Source organism: Micromonospora rhizosphaerae, assembly GCF_900091465.1.
GTDB lineage: Bacteria > Actinomycetota > Actinomycetes > Mycobacteriales > Micromonosporaceae > Micromonospora > Micromonospora rhizosphaerae.
Genome location: NZ_FMHV01000002.1, coordinates 2,151,376 through 2,168,064, shown reverse-complemented (window position 1 = coordinate 2,168,064; position 16,689 = coordinate 2,151,376). Strand labels below are relative to the sequence as shown.

14 protein-coding genes and 2 pseudogenes are annotated in these 16,689 nt (G+C 68.0%); 10 read left to right on the top strand and 6 right to left on the bottom strand.

The window, feature by feature from the left end; all coding sequences use genetic code 11:
- Positions 1-179: 179 nt before the first annotated feature.
- Positions 180-593: a VOC family protein gene (locus GA0070624_RS10550; RefSeq protein WP_091339611.1), complete on the top strand. Its 414-nt coding sequence runs from the start codon at positions 180-182 to the stop codon at positions 591-593.
- A gap of 337 nt (positions 594-930) precedes the next feature.
- Positions 931-2,253 carry an MFS transporter gene (locus tag GA0070624_RS10545; RefSeq protein WP_141714986.1) on the top strand — a complete coding sequence of 441 codons (1,323 nt, stop codon included), beginning with the start codon at positions 931-933 and terminating at the stop codon, positions 2,251-2,253.
- A 203-nt stretch (positions 2,254-2,456) separates the two neighbouring features.
- Here the strand turns inward: GA0070624_RS10545 and GA0070624_RS10540 are convergent, their stop codons facing one another.
- On the bottom strand, positions 2,457-2,834 hold the full coding sequence (locus GA0070624_RS10540; RefSeq protein WP_218105142.1) for an alpha/beta hydrolase: 378 nt from the start codon (positions 2,832-2,834) through the stop codon (positions 2,457-2,459).
- Positions 2,835-2,963: 129 nt separating this feature from the next.
- Positions 2,964-3,317, bottom strand: coding sequence for an HIT domain-containing protein (locus GA0070624_RS10535; protein WP_091339604.1), 354 nt, complete (start codon positions 3,315-3,317; stop codon positions 2,964-2,966).
- A gap of 275 nt (positions 3,318-3,592) precedes the next feature.
- Between GA0070624_RS10535 and GA0070624_RS36805 the strand changes: the two are divergent.
- Positions 3,593-3,757, top strand: a pseudogene (locus tag GA0070624_RS36805) (nucleoside monophosphate kinase); the annotation flags it as partial.
- Between the two features lie 60 nt (positions 3,758-3,817).
- On the opposite strand, the gene GA0070624_RS10525 reads toward GA0070624_RS36805, so the two are convergent.
- Both GA0070624_RS10525 and GA0070624_RS10520 read right to left on the bottom strand, forming a co-directional pair.
- On the bottom strand, positions 3,818-6,187 hold the full coding sequence (locus GA0070624_RS10525) for an ABC transporter permease (RefSeq protein ID WP_091339601.1): 2,370 nt from the start codon (positions 6,185-6,187) through the stop codon (positions 3,818-3,820).
- On the bottom strand, positions 6,184-6,876 hold the full coding sequence (locus GA0070624_RS10520) for an ABC transporter ATP-binding protein (protein ID WP_091339600.1): 693 nt from the start codon (positions 6,874-6,876) through the stop codon (positions 6,184-6,186). Before GA0070624_RS10520 ends, GA0070624_RS10525 begins: the two co-directional genes overlap by 4 nt.
- Positions 6,877-7,053: 177 nt before the next feature.
- Here GA0070624_RS10520 and GA0070624_RS10515 point away from each other — a divergent pair.
- From GA0070624_RS10515 to GA0070624_RS10500, 4 genes and pseudogenes are all read left to right on the top strand, one after another.
- A pseudogene (locus GA0070624_RS10515) lies at positions 7,054-7,852 on the top strand (sensor histidine kinase).
- Positions 7,853-8,007: 155 nt separating this feature from the next.
- Positions 8,008-8,667 (top strand): response regulator, encoded by a 660-nt coding sequence (locus tag GA0070624_RS10510; RefSeq protein ID WP_245719138.1) that lies wholly within the window; start codon positions 8,008-8,010, stop codon positions 8,665-8,667.
- A gap of 248 nt (positions 8,668-8,915) precedes the next feature.
- Positions 8,916-9,734, top strand: coding sequence for a hypothetical protein (locus tag GA0070624_RS10505; protein WP_091339596.1), 819 nt, complete (start codon positions 8,916-8,918; stop codon positions 9,732-9,734).
- A gap of 272 nt (positions 9,735-10,006) precedes the next feature.
- Complete coding sequence (locus tag GA0070624_RS10500) at positions 10,007-10,693, top strand: methyltransferase domain-containing protein (RefSeq protein ID WP_091339592.1); 687 nt, start codon at positions 10,007-10,009, stop codon at positions 10,691-10,693.
- 255 nt (positions 10,694-10,948) lie between these two features.
- On the opposite strand, the gene GA0070624_RS10495 is transcribed toward GA0070624_RS10500, so the two are convergent.
- Positions 10,949-12,073 carry a flotillin family protein gene (locus GA0070624_RS10495; protein WP_245718737.1) on the bottom strand — a complete coding sequence of 375 codons (1,125 nt, stop codon included), beginning with the start codon at positions 12,071-12,073 and terminating at the stop codon, positions 10,949-10,951.
- 161 nt (positions 12,074-12,234) lie between these two features.
- Between GA0070624_RS10495 and GA0070624_RS34670 the strand changes: the two genes are divergently transcribed.
- The 3 genes from GA0070624_RS34670 to GA0070624_RS10480 all read left to right on the top strand — a co-directional run bounded on the left by GA0070624_RS34670 (position 12,235) and on the right by GA0070624_RS10480 (position 14,801).
- The gene (locus tag GA0070624_RS34670) at positions 12,235-12,615 is read left to right on the top strand and encodes a site-specific integrase (RefSeq protein ID WP_176731654.1); all 381 of its coding nucleotides are present in this window, start codon (positions 12,235-12,237) and stop codon (positions 12,613-12,615) included.
- Positions 12,616-13,017: 402 nt separating this feature from the next.
- Positions 13,018-13,419, top strand: a complete 402-nt coding sequence (locus GA0070624_RS10485) for a T6SS phospholipase effector Tle1-like catalytic domain-containing protein (protein ID WP_091339584.1) — start codon at positions 13,018-13,020, stop codon at positions 13,417-13,419.
- Complete coding sequence (locus GA0070624_RS10480; protein ID WP_091339580.1) at positions 13,416-14,801, top strand: gamma-glutamylcyclotransferase family protein; 1,386 nt, start codon at positions 13,416-13,418, stop codon at positions 14,799-14,801. The genes GA0070624_RS10485 and GA0070624_RS10480 overlap by 4 nt, the downstream gene beginning before the upstream one ends.
- A gap of 384 nt (positions 14,802-15,185) precedes the next feature.
- Here the strand turns inward: GA0070624_RS10480 and GA0070624_RS10475 are convergent, their stop codons facing one another.
- A complete protein-coding gene (locus GA0070624_RS10475) occupies positions 15,186-16,415 on the bottom strand; it encodes an IS110 family RNA-guided transposase (protein ID WP_218105121.1) in 1,230 nt (409 codons plus the stop codon).
- Between the last annotated feature and the right edge of the window lie 274 nt (positions 16,416-16,689).

The window sequence follows — 16,689 nt, the reverse complement described above, 5'->3', positions numbered from 1 at the left end:
CGGGCGCGTACGGGTCAGCGGCGCGTCGCGGCCTCGGTCGGCCCGGTTCGGGCTGGTCGGTTGCTGTACCCCGCTGCTGTACCGGGCTCCGGGTGCTGTGCGTCGCGTCGTCCGTTGTCCTGGTGCGCTCGATCCGTCTCGCGCCATGATCGGCAGCGCGAATCGCTTAGGCTTGCCGCGTGGCAGGCATCGCCCAACTCAGCGGCATCGCCCTGGAATGCCCCGATCCGGCCGCGCTGGCAGGCTTCTACAGCGCGGTCACCGGCTGGCCGATCGTGTACGCCTCCCCAGATTGGTACTCCATCGGGCCGGGTCAGGACGCGTCACTGCACCTGTCGTTCCAGTTGGCGCCGGGCCACCAACCGCCGGCCTGGCCCGACCCTGCCTCGTCCATGCAGTTTCACCTGCACCTGCGCGTCGACGACCTGGAGGAGGCGGAGCGGATGGTCGTCGAACTGGGCGCGACGAGGTTGGCCGGGCAACCAGATCTGGCGCGCTTCCGCGTCTTGGCCGACCCAGCAGGCCATCCGTTCTGCCTCTGCCCCCGCCCACGCCCGGCGTCGACCGAGGCGGCCGGCTGCGCTACCACGTAGGAGACTGAGCCACCGCCTCGGTTGCAGCAGTCCGCTGCTGGTTCGGCTCGTCGTGCTGCTTCATGGGGTTGGATTCAGGTAGGAGCCAAGGCTAGGAGCGGCAAGCGGTTTAGGAAGGGAGTAGCTCCACTCGCGGCTGGATCGAATGTTTGCGTAGCAGGGTGCGCTCCACCAACGGGCTGCCTCCGTGCTGGCGCAGCCGTCGGACAGGACCTTGTCGGCGACCTGATGCTGGGGCGACTCTGGAAGGCTGCGCTCACGTCGTTGGAAGCGCCGCGGGTAGGTAGGTCACGTGGCCAGTGGCCACCGGTCCGACGTCAGACGGGAGGTGTTGGTGGTGGCGGAGACCGACGCTCGGCGGGGCGCCTGGGGTAATGGCCGGTTCGGGATTGCGTGGCGTGCCACAGCGCCGTACCGGCCATTGATGATGCTGATGCTGGTCAGCTCGACGGCGTCGTTCGCGGCGCTCGGCGCTTTGTCGTTGTTCGCCCGGGACGAGCTGGGCGCCTCGGACACCATGGTGACGGTCAATTTCGTCGTCGTCGCGCTAGCCAGCATGGCGGTGATGCTCGCAACGGGCCACGTCTCCGACCGTGGTGGCGTCCGACGAGTGATCATTCCGGCGAGCCTTGCGTGGCTGGGCATCGGCTACGCGATATTGGCGAGCGTGCGGTCGTACCCGGCGATGCTCGCCGTCGGGGTCGTCTTCTTCTGCGCGGTTGGCGTCCCCAACGCGCAGTTGATGGCTTACGCGCGTGACCTCGTCGAACGCCGAGACGGCACCGCCACCTCCACCGCCGTGATTGCCATGATGCGCATCGTTTTGTCCATCGGTTCGTTCACCGGATTCGGCATCGGCGGTCTCGGCCTGGCCTATCTCGGGGCGCGTCCGCTCTTCCGGGTCGTGGCCGTCGTCTGCCTCGGCTGTCTGGCGCTGTCGTGGTACCTGCTGCGCGGGCGCGGCGCCGTCGCCACCGCGGAACCACAGCCGCTCATGGATGAGAACAACGATGGCAGGCACGGTGTCCGGGAGAGGACAGCCGGTGGTCAACGGCTACTGCTGATCCTCGTGGTCGTCATGGTGCTGTTCTCCAGCGGACGCGTCATGGTGCTGTCCCAGCTACCGATCCTAATGACCGTGTCCCTGCACGGCCCGCTGCAACTGACTGGATTCGCGCTCGCGCTACCGCCACTGTGCGAACTGGTCCTCATGCCGACGATGGCGTTTGCGGCCGTGCGCTGGGGACGCGGCAAAGTGTTCCTGGTGGGCGCTGCCGCCAGCGTGGTCTACTACGGCGGCCTCGTCGTTGTCACCACACCTGGGCTGCTGATGCTGCTGCAGGTCGTCTACGCGGTTTTCGGCGCCGCCACGGTCATAGCCGGCATCGACCTCGCCCAGCGGTTGATGGCAGGTCGTGCCGGCATGGCCACGTCGATATACCTCAGTCATGAGAACGTGGCGACCATCAACGGAAGTCTCGTGGCCATGGTGTCCGTTGCCACGCTGGGACACCAGATCGGCTTCCTCGTCCCGGCAGCGCTGTGCCTGGTGGCTTTCGCCTTTAGCACCTGGGCGTTCGCCCGGCACCCAGACACGTTCGACCTACGCCGCAGGCCACCGAGCGGACAGCGCCCTCGGATACCCGCCGGGACGGCCTGACCTCACCGACCGACCATGCCGACCCTTACAATCCGTCGGCGAAGGTCTCCCGGCCCCAGTGGCCGAGCCGGACGAATACCCCCCGATCTCGGCGTGAGCCTGCAGCTGATCAAGCGGTGCTGCCGCCCTCTCCGAGCCATCGACGGATCGCTGGAAAAACCCACTCGCCCTGCGGGCAGATGCGGATGTCACCCCCACCGCCATCAACGAATGGTTGTGATTGCCCCGCCGGCTCTGCCCGGGATGTCGGAGGCGTCGAGCAGTTCCTCCACAAGGTCAATGACCAGCTCGGGTCGTCCGATTAACGGTGAATGACCTGACTGCCACTCGCGAATGGAGTCGCAGCGCGCAGCCATCATCCGTTGCAGGCCGGCGTCGATTGCCCGATCTTGTGTGCAGACGACGTAGGTGGAGGGTCTGTGCTTCCAGCTGTGATGCTCAGGGACGCCCCGCCCGCCGCCAGACGCTTGAGCGCGCAGCAGCCCAACCGCCCAGCCAGCGAGGTGCTCAGGGCAGTCGGCATAAAGGACATCCGTGGCGGTGATGTAAGCCGTGAACCAGCACCACACCGGCCACTTCAACCACCTCCCTGCCACGCCGAGATAGCGATCTTAAGCCACTGGGCACAACCGCTGATCCATGTGGAACGCGCCCGAGCGCCACCGGCCAGCCGTCGGCAAGCGACTTTCGGCATGAGGGGAAGCCGTCGACTAGCGAATGCTCTCCCCGCTGCTCACGTGCACGTGAAGGTGTTTCGAGTCCTGGTACCCACCGAGATTAGTGAGCACCCTGGCCGCCCCGTGCTCGTCCTCAATTTTGGCAGCGACAATGGCCACCACGGCAAGGAACTCTCGCACCAGAGGCTCGTCGGCCGTTGTTAGCGTTGTCAGAGACTTAACGTGTCGCTTCGGCACCACCACGATGTGTGTCTGCCAGAACGGACGGGTGTGGTGATAGGCGAGCACGCCGCGAGTCTCGTGGATCACGTCCAAGCTGTCGATGTTCGGCAGGGCCACATCGCAGTAGAAGTCATCACCCTCGTACGTCTCATGCAGGGAAGCCATGCCGTGAGTCTGTCAAAGCCCTGACCTTCGCCGCGAAGTGCCGGCACGGCGGAACATCCGCACATCGGACGTTTCGCCGGCGGCCAACCTGCCGCCCCTAGACCGCTGGATCTGTCGCACATCAGTTGGCGGACATGTGTCGCGGACCTGTTGTCGGATCACACACACGTCGGGACCATGTCGTGCCCCGGCTGATGCTTCACGCATGCGTCCCACCTGATGCTTCACGCGTGCTGTAGCGTTGCCCTTCGCCGGCCACTCGCACATGGGAGCACGCAGGCCCGGGCAATGTCTGCCGCGAGCACGTGCAACTGCGGACGCCCTTAGGCGAACAGATGAACCGGTATATGCAGGCTGGGCACCTTGTCCCGGATCAGCTGACCACGAAGGCCATCGCTGACGCCCTAGCCGACGTGGATGGCGGCTGGCTGCTGTGCAACTACCCGCTCAACTCTGCCTGGGGTGGGGTCACGGGGCGACCCCACCCGCTAGCGGACGGCTCACTCGTTGTGGAGCACCTCGGCGATCCTCAGGCGGGCCGCGCGGCGGGCCGGGACCAGTGCGCCGACGAGCGCGATCAGGACACCGGCGATGGCCAACAGGATCAGTGTCGGCGCGTGCCACACGTCCAGGACGATGGCCGGGATGGCGACTTTGGCCGCATCGGCGGTGAGCGGGACGATGGACCGGTGCGCAACGATCCCCAGCGGGATGCCGAGCACCCCGCCGGCCGCGCCGAGCAGCGCCATGGAGGTCAGCACCATCGTCACCACCTGGCGCGGGGTCATCCCGATCGACTTCAGCATGCCGAGGTCGCGGCGGCGCTCGTGGACGTTGAGCACGACCGTGTTGAAGACACCTAGCGCCGCGACCATGGACAGCAGCAGCGCTAGCATCGCCGAGAAACTGATGACGGTCACCGCGAAGTCGCTTAGCTGCGAGGTGTCCCAGGCGTCGATCCCCGGGTCGGCGGCCTTGACCGCTGCGACGTACGACGCGACGTCGCCGCCCCGTACCAGCTGGACCTGGTAGTAAACCTCCCACGGCTGGACGACGCGGTCCGGGGCCAGCTCGGTCAGGATCCGCCAGTCGACGAAGGCGGCGGGTGGACCGGGGGCGCCGTCCATCGTCTCGCCCACGATCGTCAGCACCATCCGCCGCCCGTCGAGCTCCAGGGTGACCCGCTCGCCGACCGCCAGCCCCCGCTCGCGCAGTACCTCCGACGGCACCACCGTCTCGTCCGTCCGCCTCACCCAGCGGCCCGCGGTGAGCTCGTCCTCGTAGCCCATCGATGAGGAGTCGCCGCGCACGAAGTTCACCGGCAGCGGCTGCGTCTGCCCCAGCGCAGGTACCGGCATCCCCAGCATGGCCGTCACGCGCGCCACGTCCGGCAGGCCGCGCAGCAGCTCCTCCACCTGCGCGTCGGTCCGGTTGGTCGTCGACGGCACCGCACCCGGGTCGGGCGGCTGACCCTCGGGGGCGACCCGGCTTCGGCCGTCAGACGGCCGGACGCCGATCTGCCCGGACGCCCTGTCCTCGATGGCGGAGATCCGGGTCAATGTGTCGGCCAGCCCGGTCGCGAACGTCACCGTGGTCACGCCCAGCAGGACGGCCGCGACCGTGAAGGCGGTCCGGCCCGGCCGCGCGAACGGCAGCCCCAGCCCGAGGCTGACCGATCGGGGCAACCGGGCACCGGCCAGGCGGCGCTGCACCCGCAGGCCGCGACCGGTCCGGGGTGCGCTGCCCGCGCTGATCGCCCCAGCCGCCGACAGCCCCCGCGCCCGCATCGCCGGCACCAGCGCGGTCACGGCGACCAGGAGCGGCACGCCCAGCAGCGCGGCCGCCCACACCCATGGGCCGGCGCCGATGCCGCCACCGAGCCCGAGCCCCTCGAACCCCTCGCTGAGCAGCGGTTGAGCGGCGAGGACGCCGGCCACGGTACCGAGGACGCAGCCCACGACGGCGGGCACCGACACCATGACGAGGTACACCGCCACCACCTGCCGCGGCGTGAACCCGAGCGCCTTGAGCACCCCGATGTGCCGGAACCCGGAGACCACCGCGCCGCTGACCACGTTGCCCACGATGACGATCGCGACGACGAGCCCGAGCACGCCGAACGTGGCGAGCAGCGGCACGTACACGCCGATGTCCGACGCCACCTTGTCCTTGACGACGAGGTACGGCTGGGCGGCGATCAATGCGGCGGGAGCCAGCCCGCTCGTGATGGCGGCGAGGTCCGCCTCGACTGCGGCCTTCGTCGACACGTCCCCGGTGAACCGGTAGAGCATCTGCACCGCCGCCGGCTTCAGCGCGACCACCTGCTCCGGCGTGACCCAGGCGTCCGCGGTCTGGCCGAGGCTGTACGCCCGGCCGACCACCGCGAACGTCTTGCCGCCGAGCGTGACCTCGGTGGGCAGGCCGCCCGGCGGGCCGGCGCCGTCCATCGGCGGCTGGTTGAGCACCACTTCGCCGGGTCCGGTCGGCCAGCGCCCCTGCCAGAGGTCGAGCCGGTCAACCTGGCCACCCGGGTCGGCGCGCCCCACGACGGTGAGCGGCCCGCGCGGACCGGGCCCGCCGCCCGCGCCGAGGTCGAGCGTCACCTGCCCGAACGGGCCCGCTGCCGCCGCCACGCCGGTACGCCGGCCGGCGAGCTCCGCGTCGGTGACCTTGGCCGGGTCGAACACCGCGATCGCGTGCGCGCCCCGCTGGGCGGCGAAGGCACGGTCGAAGGGCGCCGAGGACGCCTCCAGCAGCACCAGCGCGACCACCATGGTCGTGGTCGACAGCAGCACGACCAAGCCGATGACGAACGTCTGCAGCCGGCGCCGCCGTACCGCGGCTTGGGCCGCCCGCCACACGGCGCTCATACCCGGTCCAGGGTGCGCTCGTTGGCGATCCGGCCGTCAGCGAGCTCGACAAGACGGCTCGCGCACCGGGTGGCGAGCCGTTCGTCGTGCGTGACGATCAGCAGCGTCTGCCCGATCTGGTTGAGATCCAGTAGCAGGTCCATCACCTGCTCGCCGGCGCGGCTGTCCAGCGCGCCGGTCGGCTCGTCCGCGAGCAGCAGCGCCGGGCGGTTCATCAGCGCCCGCGCCACGGCGACCCGCTGCCGCTCGCCACCGCTCAACGCCGCCGGGTACACGTTGCGCCGGTCCGCGATGCCCAGCTCGTCGAGTAGCTCCAGCGCCCGCCTGCGCGCCGGCCCGGCGGCGGTACCGGTCAGCTGCGCCGCGAGCGCCACATTGTCCAGCGCCGGCAGGTCATCGAGCAGGTTGAAGAACTGGAAGATCATGCCGATGCGGTGCCGGCGAAACAGGGCCAGCCTGGTCTCGTTGAGCCGCCCCAACTCCTCCCCGTGGACGTGCACCGACCCGGACGTCGGCCGGTCCAGCCCGGCGATCATGTTCAGCAGGGTGGACTTGCCGCAGCCGGACGGTCCCATCACCGCGACCGCCTCGCCGGTGCGGATTTCCAGCGACACGCCGTCCAGCGCGATCGTCTCGCCATACTCCTTGCGCACGCCATCCAGCCGTACGACGCAGGTGTCAATGGTCATGGCAGCAAGCTATGCGGGCCGGTACCGGCAAAGCATCGGCCCACGGATGCAACCCGGCGGCAGCGTCATCCCGGGGATGTACGCGGCTGGACACCGGGGATGATGCCGCGACGGGGCGAAGCTGCGAAGGTGGTGGTTGTGCAATCGGGGACGGTGTGGCTCGGCGGCGCTCTCACGGTGGCCTGCGCGGTCGCCGCGTGGCTCGGCGTGGCGTTCCTGTGGGCGCGCCGCCGGCACCACCGCGCGCTAGAGGAGCGGGGCTGGCTGCTCGAACGCGAGCGGGAGAGCGCGGCCCGGACAGCCGTCGACGCCGAGCGGGCCCGGATCGCCCGTGAGCTGCACGACATCGTCAGCCACAACGTCAGTCTCATGATCGTCCAGGCGGCGGCGGCGCGCGAGGTGCTCGCGAGCATGCCGGAGGAGGCCGCGGCGGCACTGTCGGCGGTCGAGTCCGCCGGCCGGGACACCATGACCGAGCTGCGGCATCTTCTCGGATTGCTGGCACCGGCCGCGGACGGCGACGACGAGCGGGGCGACGACCAAAGCGGCCTCGCGCCGCAGCCCAGCCTGAGCCGGCTCAGCCCGCTCATCGACCGCATCTCGTTCGCCGGCCTGCCGGTGGACGTGCGCATCTCGGGCGAACCGCGACCGCTGCCGACCGGGATCGACGTCACCGCCTACCGCATCGTCCAGGAGGCCCTGACCAACGCACTGAAGCACGGTGCCGGCGGGAAGGCCGAGGTGACTATCCGCTACGCGGAGCGCTCCCTACGCATCGAGGTGCTCAACACCGGCCCGAGCGTGCTGACCGGCGACGGGACCGGTGCGCGGGCTACCGGCGGCGGTGACGGCGCGGGCCGTGGGGCTGCTCGGGCTACGGCAGCGGGTAACTGTCTACGGCGGGGACCTCGACGCCCGGCGCCGGCTCGGCGGCGGGTACCGCGTCCGCGCCCGCATCCCGGTGGAGCCGGGATGATGCCGGTTGCGGGCTCGGCGGGTGTCGCGGGGCCGACGGGTCCTGGCAGGCCGGCGGATGGTGTCGGGCTGACGGGAGGCTCCGGCGCGGGGCCGGCTGCCGGGTCGGACAACGAGCTTGCGACGCCCGAGCCGCGACCGGCGCCAAGGGTCCTTATCGCCGACGACCAGGAGCTGATCCGGACCGGCTTCCGGCTTATCCTGACCGTCCGGGGCATTGACGTGGTCGGCGAGGCCGCCGACGGGGCCGAGGCGGTGGCGGCCGAGCGCCGGCTCCGGCCAGACGTCGTGCTCATGGACATCCGCATGCCGGCGATGGACGGGCTCGAGGCGACCCGGCGCATCCTCGAACACAGCCCGCGCTGCCGAGTGCTCATGCTCACCACGTTCGACCTCGACCGCTACGTCTACGCCGCCCTGGCCATCGGCGCGAGCGGCTTCCTGCTCAAAGACGTCACCGCGGACCATCTCGCGGCGGCGGTACGGCTGGTCGACACCGGTGACGCGCTCCTCGCGCCCTCGATCACCCGGCGGCTCGTCCAGCGCTTCGCCGCGGGCGACCAGCGCGTCGGCGAGCGCCCGTCAACGCCCGCCATCCACCGCGATCTCGCCGTCCTGACTCCGCGGGAGCTGGAGGTGCTCACACTCCTCGGCCGCGGCCTGTCCAACACTGAACTGGCCCAGCAGCTGACCCTCAGCGAAGCGACCGTGAAGACGCACGTGGCGCGGATCTTCGCCAAGCTGACGCTACGCGACCGGGCCCAAGCGGTGGTGCTCGCGTACGAGACCGGCCTGCTAAGCCCCGGCGACGCGTGATGCGGGTGGGTCGGGCCGCGCTGATGCCGCGTCATGGTGGGCACCAGGTCAGGGCCTTGATCGATTCGGCGGCCACCGTTGATGTCAAGGACTGATGTCAGCGCTGCACCTAGGCATGTGCAGGACGATGCCTCTCAGAAGGTGTGCATCGGGTCAGCCGGGTCCTGCAGTCTGCGGCCGGGCAGGATAGGAGCCGGGCGGGGGGTGGTGGTCGGCACCGGCCGACAGTCAGGAAGGAGGCGAGCCTGATGTCGTCATGGGAGTCGTTCACACTTGCTGAGCAGACCCTGCTGCGGCGCGCGATGTCGGACAGCTGGCTCGCCGGGACGGTGCAGGCCCACGGGGTGAATCTGCGGTGGACCGGCGCTGACGGGGCTCCTCCGCCGCGCAGCTATACCGAGCACGAGCAGCGCGCACTGGTTCCGCTGCTGTCCGCGGTGGCCACGGATCTGGCCGACCGTGGACTGCTGACCATCCATGAGTCGGCCCGTGCGGTCTCCTCCGACTCCGAAGCCGGCGTGGGTGGCAGCCGCCTGAGCGCGATCCTCGCAACCGCGGACAACTGGATCTGGTCACGACGTCGCCCGTCCGAGATCCAGCTGTCCGCCCCTCGAACCGTGCACGAGCGGTGGTTCGACGACGCGTACCCGAAGGCGGACAACAGCGGCCTCCCCCGATGGGATGAGCTGAGCCTGGATCAGCGCAGGGTCCTGGTCTGCGCCGCTGAGGCCAGCGGGATGCTGACAGGGCCGTTCGGTGTCTTGGACGGCCCACCAGCTGAGCTCGACGCCACACGGCGCCTGGACTGGATCGATCGGCAGCTGGCCCCCCTGGCGCCCTTCGCCCGCGACCGCTTGATCGAGGTTCGCCGCTACCCCGACCCGACCAGCGACGAATTCACGCTCATCGAAGTGGACCGCCTGCGCGACACGCTGGCCGATCCCGCCCTCTGGTCGGATGACCTCGACTGGGGTGTCGGGGTGGGATGCGTGTTCACCTACGCCGGACTAGCGGCATGGCGCGGTGCCTGGAGCAGCGCCTGGAACGCGCGCCTGACGTTCGAGTGACCTATGAGGCACGCTCGGGAGTATCGGGCCTGCCAGAAGTGCCGCGTCGCGTCACCGGGCCGCCAGCTCGGCTTAGCTCCAGCCGCGGAGGGCGCGGCATCACCGTCACAGGTGTCTGCGACCAGCTGACGTGGAAGAACATGAGGTCAAGGCACCTTCTGATCTACGCGCCACGCCCGCCAGGTCGCCCGGCGATGGCTTGGTGAACGCTCATGTGTCTCGATGTGCGGTACGGTGACCCGGTTCCTCGGATTCGGCTGAGAGGCGCTTGAATGAGCCAGCAGTCACCGGCCGTAGGGTCTCCGGGATACGGCGACTCTGCGCATTACGACGAGAAGTACCTTGCCTGGCAGAGCCAGAGCATCGACATCAAGGCGCGCAGGAAAGTCAGGACTTTCCAGCGGTACGTGAAGCCGACCGACACCGTGCTGGACTTTGGATGCGGCGGGGGCAGTCTCATCGGCGGCCTCCGGGCGACGCGCCGGATTGGTGTGGAGATCAACGATGTGGCCCGGGCCGTCGCCGTGGAACAATACGGCATCGAGGCATACCGGTCTCTTGCGGAGGTGGCGGACGACAGTGTGGACGTGGTCGTCACCAACCACACCCTGGAGCACCTGGCCTCGCCCTATGAGGCCCTTCTGCAGATTGCACCGAAGCTGAAGCCGGGCGGCAAGCTGGTGATCGTCGTGCCGATCGACGACTGGCGGGCCCAGCGGCGCTGGTACCCCGGTGATATCAATCGGCATCTTTTCACCTGGACGCCGCTGAACCTCGGGAACCTCTTGGATGAGGCGGGCTATGCGGTGCAAGAACAGCGAATTATCCGAAGGACGATCATGCGTGGGCACGATCTCTATGCGAAACTGCCCGAGCCGATCTTCGACTTCGTGCGCTGGGTCTACTCGGTCGTGCGCCATCGCCAACACCTGTTGATGGTGGCAACCGTTAAGCAGTGAGGTCAGGTCGGGCCGATCACCATCACCGCCCTCAGCGTCGGCGGCAACAACTCCCCTTCCACCTCCAGCTCGGCAAGCAGAACGGCCTCACCCATGGGTGCCGTCCGGGCGGAGCACGGTCGCATACGAGTGCCCGCCGTCGCGGTCGAGGATGTCCCAGAGGTTGATCCGGTCACCGTCGGACAGTTGCAGCGCCAGCCGCGCGGCGGGTACGGGCCCGGCGACGCGAGGTCGGCCGGGCCCGCGTACCGGTGATCAGTTGACCCCGACCGGCGTGCCGTTCACCGCGGGCCGCTCCACGGTCGGGCCGGTGGCCGGCGCGACCCCGGTGCGGACCGCGTCCAGCAGCGCCATGCCCTGACCGGCCAGCGACGCGACCACGCTGCTGAGCCCCTCGGCGCCGTTCAGCACGGTGACGTTGGCGCCCTGCAGGCCGGCGGCGGCCGCGCGCAGCAGGTCGGGCAGCTGCTCGATGACCCGCTGGTCGAGGGCGATCCGGTCCTGCGCGGCGGCCGCCTCGGCGGAGAGCTTGGTGGCGTCGGCCTGCGCCTGGGCCAGGGTGCGGATCCGCTCGGCCTCGGCCTGGGCGGGACGGATCACCTCGGCGATCAGCTCAGCCTGCCGCAGCTCGGCGTTGCGCTCGGCGACCCGGGCGCGCTCGACAAGCACCTCCTGCTGTGCGCGAGCCGCCGCCAGCGGGCCGGCCTGGGCCGCCGTCTGCTGCGCCTGGTCGATCTCGGCCTGGTACTGGGCCCGGGCGATCGCGGTCTGCCGGGCGTACTCGGCTTGGTGCCGCACGCTCTCCTGCTGCGCCATGGCGCTGGCCTGATCCGCGGCGGCCTGCGCCACCTTGGCGTCCTGGTCGACCTTGGCCTGGTGCGGCGCGGCGAGCGCGCGGATGTAGCCGACGCCCTTGTCGTCGATGCTGCTGATCTGGAGCGAGTCGACGGCCAGGCCGATCCGGGCCATTTCGGTCTTGCTGGCGTCCACGATGGCGTCCGCGAGGGTCTGCTGCTCGCGGATGATCGACTCGACGGTCATACTGCCGATGATGCTGCGCAGGTGGCCGCTGAAGATCCGCCCGACCAGGGTCGGCATCTGGCTCTGGTCGCCCTGAAAGCGCCGGGCGGCGGCGGCGATGGACTCGTGGTCGTCGCCGACCTTGAACGCGATGACGGCCTGCACGGTCAGCGTGATGCCCTGCTTCGTGTAGCAGTCCTCGACCACCTCGGCCTCCTGCATGGCCAGCGTGAGCCGGGTGGCCTTGGAGAAGACCGGCACCACGAAGACGCCGTGACCCGTGACGATCTTGAATGGCAGCGCCTCCGCTCCCCGCTGCTTGCGTCCGCTGATGAGCAGAGCCTCGTTGGGTGCGGGCACGCGGTATCCGAACACTGGACGACCCTTCTGTCCTACCGGGAGCCCTCGCCCCCGGCCACGGTGGGCCATGGCTCGACGTCGACCTGGCGCGCGCCACGGTTGTTGATGATCAGTACCTCGGCGCCGGCCGGAACCGGCGTTGACGCGTACGCGAGGTAATAGTGCGCGATGCCGTCCACGACGACGCGGACCTCTCCTGGGCGGTCACCGCCGCGCAGCGCGTGCACCACCCGCGCGATCCGGCCCACCAGCGTCCGACCGTCCACCATGCTCCCCGCGAACGTGCGTCGACGCTTGTCCGCGCCGCCCGCGGATCATTCTCCGCCCGGGCCGGGCGCCAGGGAAAGGGAGACCGCGTCGCTCGTCCCCCGGGCGGGACGACCGGAACCACGCTCCTGTACGAGCAGGGCGTTCCCATCGAGAAGATCCAGGACATCCTGGGCCATAGCTTCCCGAACATCACCAAGGTCATCTACGTTGAGGTCACCCGGCAGTCCCAGCGGCCATCCGTCGACAAGCTCGGCTTTCTCTTCGACGTCTGACGTTGGGGTCGGAAAGAGGGATCAGGCCCGGTCCATGAGGACCGGGCCTGGGATGTTCCTGCTGGTGCGCCGCCAGGGACTCGAACCCCGAACCCGCGGATTAAGGGCACAGCCCCAGCCATGATGGTGCCATAGCCGCCTCGGCAGCTATGACGGTCGGTTCTCGGCTGTGGTCGGTGCGACTCGCCTCGGTTGCTGTCACCGTTGCTGTCACGACGACCAAGCAATGACCAGTCCGTATGGAAGTAGTTACTCCCCCGGACGACACAGGCGCTGTGTCCATTCGGAGCGACGCGACGGACCGATCGGCGGGCATCGCATCACCGACAGTCGATGCCAAGGGAATACCCAGTGTGTTTCGCTGACTACGGGGTTCTCTGAGCGGCGATCGACGGAGTATCCATGAGCCGAAACCTCGTGGTCTGTCTTGATGGAACGCGCAACGAGCCGGAGACCGGAACCACCAACGTGATCCGGCTCTACCGGATGGCGGCCAAGAGCGACAACCAACTCGTGTACTACGGCCCGGGCGTAGGCACCATGGGCGCCCGGAGCGCGACTACGCGGTTCGGAAAGACACTCACCCGGGCGGCCGGCCTCATCGTCGGCGACGGGGTGAAGGAGAACATCGAGGAGGCGTACCGCTTCCTGATGGAGAACTACCAACCGAACGACCGGATCTTCATCTTCGGCGGTACATCGGGCCGACCGACGAAATCCATCCCAGCGTGCCCCAACGCATTCGCAGCGACCAGCGCGGGCGCAAAGCCGTACCGTCCAAGGATTCCGCAGGTGACGGCATGAGAAACTTCCTCGACCAGGTTTTGGCTGGTCCCACTCTCAGTGATCCAGTGTGGCAGGGTATTGGAGCAATAGCTGCGGTAGTTAGTGTTGGCTTATACCTATGGTTTGAGATCTGGCGCCGTCATCAGTGGCAGCCTGGTCCGACTACAACTTCTGCGCGGGTACGCCATTTCCAACTAGACGAGCCTTCCGAAGAAAAAGCATTCTACGCGGAGTTGGCCGACTCCATCAGCAAAGCAAAGCAGTCGATCTACCGTTCGGGGCGTGGATTCAATCACGATGCTCACGAATCATATGGTGTGCAGTTGATTTCGGCCGAGCGAGAAGCGTTGAACCGAGGCGTGGAGGTCAGCCGGATTCAAACGAGCGAGCCAGTCATAGAGTCCTGGGCAGATGGCTTTGCAAACTTGCTGGAGATGTTCCCACAAAAGCTCAAAGTTTTCGCCGACCCGGCCAGCCCCCCTCTGGTGAACGTAGGAGTAATCGATCCGCTTTCTAATCAACCGGTCATTCAACTCCTATTCGAGACGAACGAGCCGGACTCCAACGGCTCCCGCTCCCAAGGGGCGACAGCGATCTTCCTGTACGGCCAGAAGAGCCTTGCTGTAAGCCTGGCGTACCAGTTCAGCGCTAGAACTGCCAAGCTTGCCCCCATGACCGCTGCAGCTATGCGAAATCTCGCTCGGTCTTACATCTATTTCGCTTACGGATCTAACACGTCAACCGGGCAGATGAGAGCGCGAGTTCCGGGGGCGCGCCCCATCGGGAAAGCCGTCTTGTACGGCTGGAAATTGAACTTCCGGGTGTCCGCGCCACACTTCGATGATGGATTTGCCGCTGGTGTCGAACGGTCGTCCGACGATGACTTCGTCGAAGGAGTGGCCTACTCTCTCTCAATTTCAGACAAGCGAAGTCTTGATGAGATTGAGTTCGGTGGCTACAAACCGGCCATTGTGAACATAAAAGTCGATGGGGAGCATGTGGAAGCGTACGTGCATGTACCCCTTGCTCTGTCAAAGAGAACCGACGCGCTCCCGCCCATACCATACATCGAATTGATGATCGCAGGAGCCAAGGAGTACGGACTCTCGAATTCGCTTGCCCGACTTGAATCGATGAGAGAACGCGCCTACCGCAAAAAAGCCAGTCAAGTAGCCGGAGTCCAAGTTCAGTACAAGGGGCTGCTCCAGCGGATGGCGATCCCTGACCTCTTCGGTGTGAACGAGGATACGAGGCACCGTTCGTTGTCATCAGATGGCGTCTTGTACTGCAGAGCAGGGAGACTCTGCTGCCTTGTGTCGTCTGTTGGCGGCCGCTGCTGGTCGTCTCGCTGCCTGATCGCTGCCTCTCCCGCTTCAGCCAGGGCCGGTGAGGGCCCATGATGGAGTTCTGGAACCCCACACGATCACATCGCGGCAGATCGGGTCGTCGTAGCGACCGCTCGGCGGCGTGTCCGTGCGGGCGATACCGTATCGACCCATGGATCCCAGGGAACGCATGCGGGACATCATGAGTTCGATGTCGCAGGGCGGGGGTCGGGCCACTCTTCGACGCGATGGCGGAGGACGTCACGTGGCGCTGGATGGGGGTCAGTCAGTCCCAGTTGGTCACAGAGACGTTCGGGCCGAATGTCGAGAGCTCGTGACACGAGCTCGGTCGATCACGTCCTGCTCGACGCCCGCCGCGGCGCGTCGTCGCCGACTCATGCGGTCGCCTGGCACACGCTTGCGGACGCGCGCTTTGCCAGCGGCACGAGTAGCCCTGTGTCAAGCGGGAGGGGCGAGGACGGCCTGCAGAGCTCGGTGGCGGGTGGGGTCGTAGGCGACACGGTCTTGCCAGCAGCGCCAGATCACGTGCAGCCAGGCGCGGGCGAGGATTCGAGTGGCGTGGGGGTGGTCGTGGCCTCGAGCCCGGGCCCGCCGGTAGAGGTCGGCGGCCCAGGGGTTGGCGTGGTGGGAGTCGCCGGCGAAGTCGATGACTGCTCCACGGAGTTGTTTGTCGACGGCCCAGCGAAAGCTGACGACTTTCACCTTCCCGGACTGCCTGGTCGAGGGCGCGGCGCCGGCCAGGCAGGTGAGTGCCTCGGGCGTCGGGAAGCGGCCGCGGGCGTCACCGATCTCAGCCAGAAGCCGGGCCGCTCGCACGATCCCCGCCCGGGGCAGGGACGTGAACACTGCCGCGTCGGGATGCTGCAGCAGCTGGAGCTCAATCTGCTCTTCCAGCGCGTTGATCTGCTCCCGCAGGGCGGTAAGCCCAGCCACCAACGCAGCGGTGACGTGCGCCCGGGCGGTGGCTTCAGGACCGGTGGTCCCGCGGGTAGCCGCACGCAGATGGGCGTGCAGCAGCCCGGCTCGTGCCGGGTTGGGGTAGGAGACGCTGCGCAGCCAGTTCTGCAGTCTGCGTGGCGACAACCAGTCGACCTTGTCCTGAGTCGCGAACCGGGTGAGGAAACTCAGGGTGATCGCGGAGTCGATGTCGCGGAACAGCCCGATCACGGCGGGCAGAACGTGTTCGAGGTGGGCGCGGAGCTGATTGGCCATCGCGACACGGGCGGCGATGAGGTCCTTGCGGGCGCGGACGGTCATCCGCAACGTGAGTGTCGCGGGAGAGTCGACGGTGAGGGGACGCAGGCGATGGCGGTCGGTGCGGACGGTGTCGGCCAGGACGTAGGCATCGAAGCGGTCATCCTTGTTGCCGGCTGCGCCGTAGCGGCGGCGCAGGTGCTTGATCTGGTTCGGGGCGATCACGAAGACCGTGAGCCCCGCATCGAGGAGGGCCTCGACGATGGGCCCGTCGGGGCGTTCGATACCGACCTCGAGCACAGCGGCTTGCTGCAGGCATCGCAGCAGCTTCCGCAGCCCCGCAGCGGTGTGCTCGACGAGCATCCGTTGAACCTCAACACCGTCGGGGCCAACGACCGCGAGGGCGTGCTCACTACTGGCCCAGTCGATGCCCGCAGTGGGTCGACGCATCGAGGAGTCGTGTCCGACACTCATAGTGTCCTCCTTGCTGTTGCAGCAGCAGGTGGGCACCCAGTGGTCTCAGGACACGGAAGCCGGTCGCTCACTGATCGGCGCTCGACGGCGCTCAGCCCTGTCGCCAGTCATACGTGTCCTGGGACCACCGGGCCCCGCGGAACTCATGCCGGACCTCTGACGGTCAAGCGTGCAAGGCGGTGGCCCGGTGGAGACCAGGTGCGCCGACGACCCGAGATCGCCGGCACCAGACACGGTGCCCGACGAGACCGCCGACAGGAAGAGTCTGCGCAGT

What these genes read in the sequence shown, in the direction of transcription:
- GA0070624_RS10535 (WP_091339604.1), bottom strand. Translation starts at nt 3,317, where the DNA reads ATGGCTTCCCTGCATGAGACGTACGAGGGTGATGACTTCTACTGCGAT.
- GA0070624_RS10525 (WP_091339601.1), bottom strand. Translation starts at nt 6,187, where the DNA reads ATGAGCGCCGTGTGGCGGGCGGCCCAAGCCGCGGTACGGCGGCGCCGG.
- GA0070624_RS10520 (WP_091339600.1), bottom strand. Translation starts at nt 6,876, where the DNA reads ATGACCATTGACACCTGCGTCGTACGGCTGGATGGCGTGCGCAAGGAG.
- GA0070624_RS10505 (WP_091339596.1), top strand. Translation starts at nt 8,916, where the DNA reads ATGTCGTCATGGGAGTCGTTCACACTTGCTGAGCAGACCCTGCTGCGG.
- GA0070624_RS10500 (WP_091339592.1), top strand. Translation starts at nt 10,007, where the DNA reads ATGAGCCAGCAGTCACCGGCCGTAGGGTCTCCGGGATACGGCGACTCT.
- GA0070624_RS10485 (WP_091339584.1), top strand. Translation starts at nt 13,018, where the DNA reads ATGAGCCGAAACCTCGTGGTCTGTCTTGATGGAACGCGCAACGAGCCG.
- GA0070624_RS10480 (WP_091339580.1), top strand. Translation starts at nt 13,416, where the DNA reads ATGAGAAACTTCCTCGACCAGGTTTTGGCTGGTCCCACTCTCAGTGAT.
- GA0070624_RS10475 (WP_218105121.1), bottom strand. Translation starts at nt 16,415, where the DNA reads ATGAGTGTCGGACACGACTCCTCGATGCGTCGACCCACTGCGGGCATC.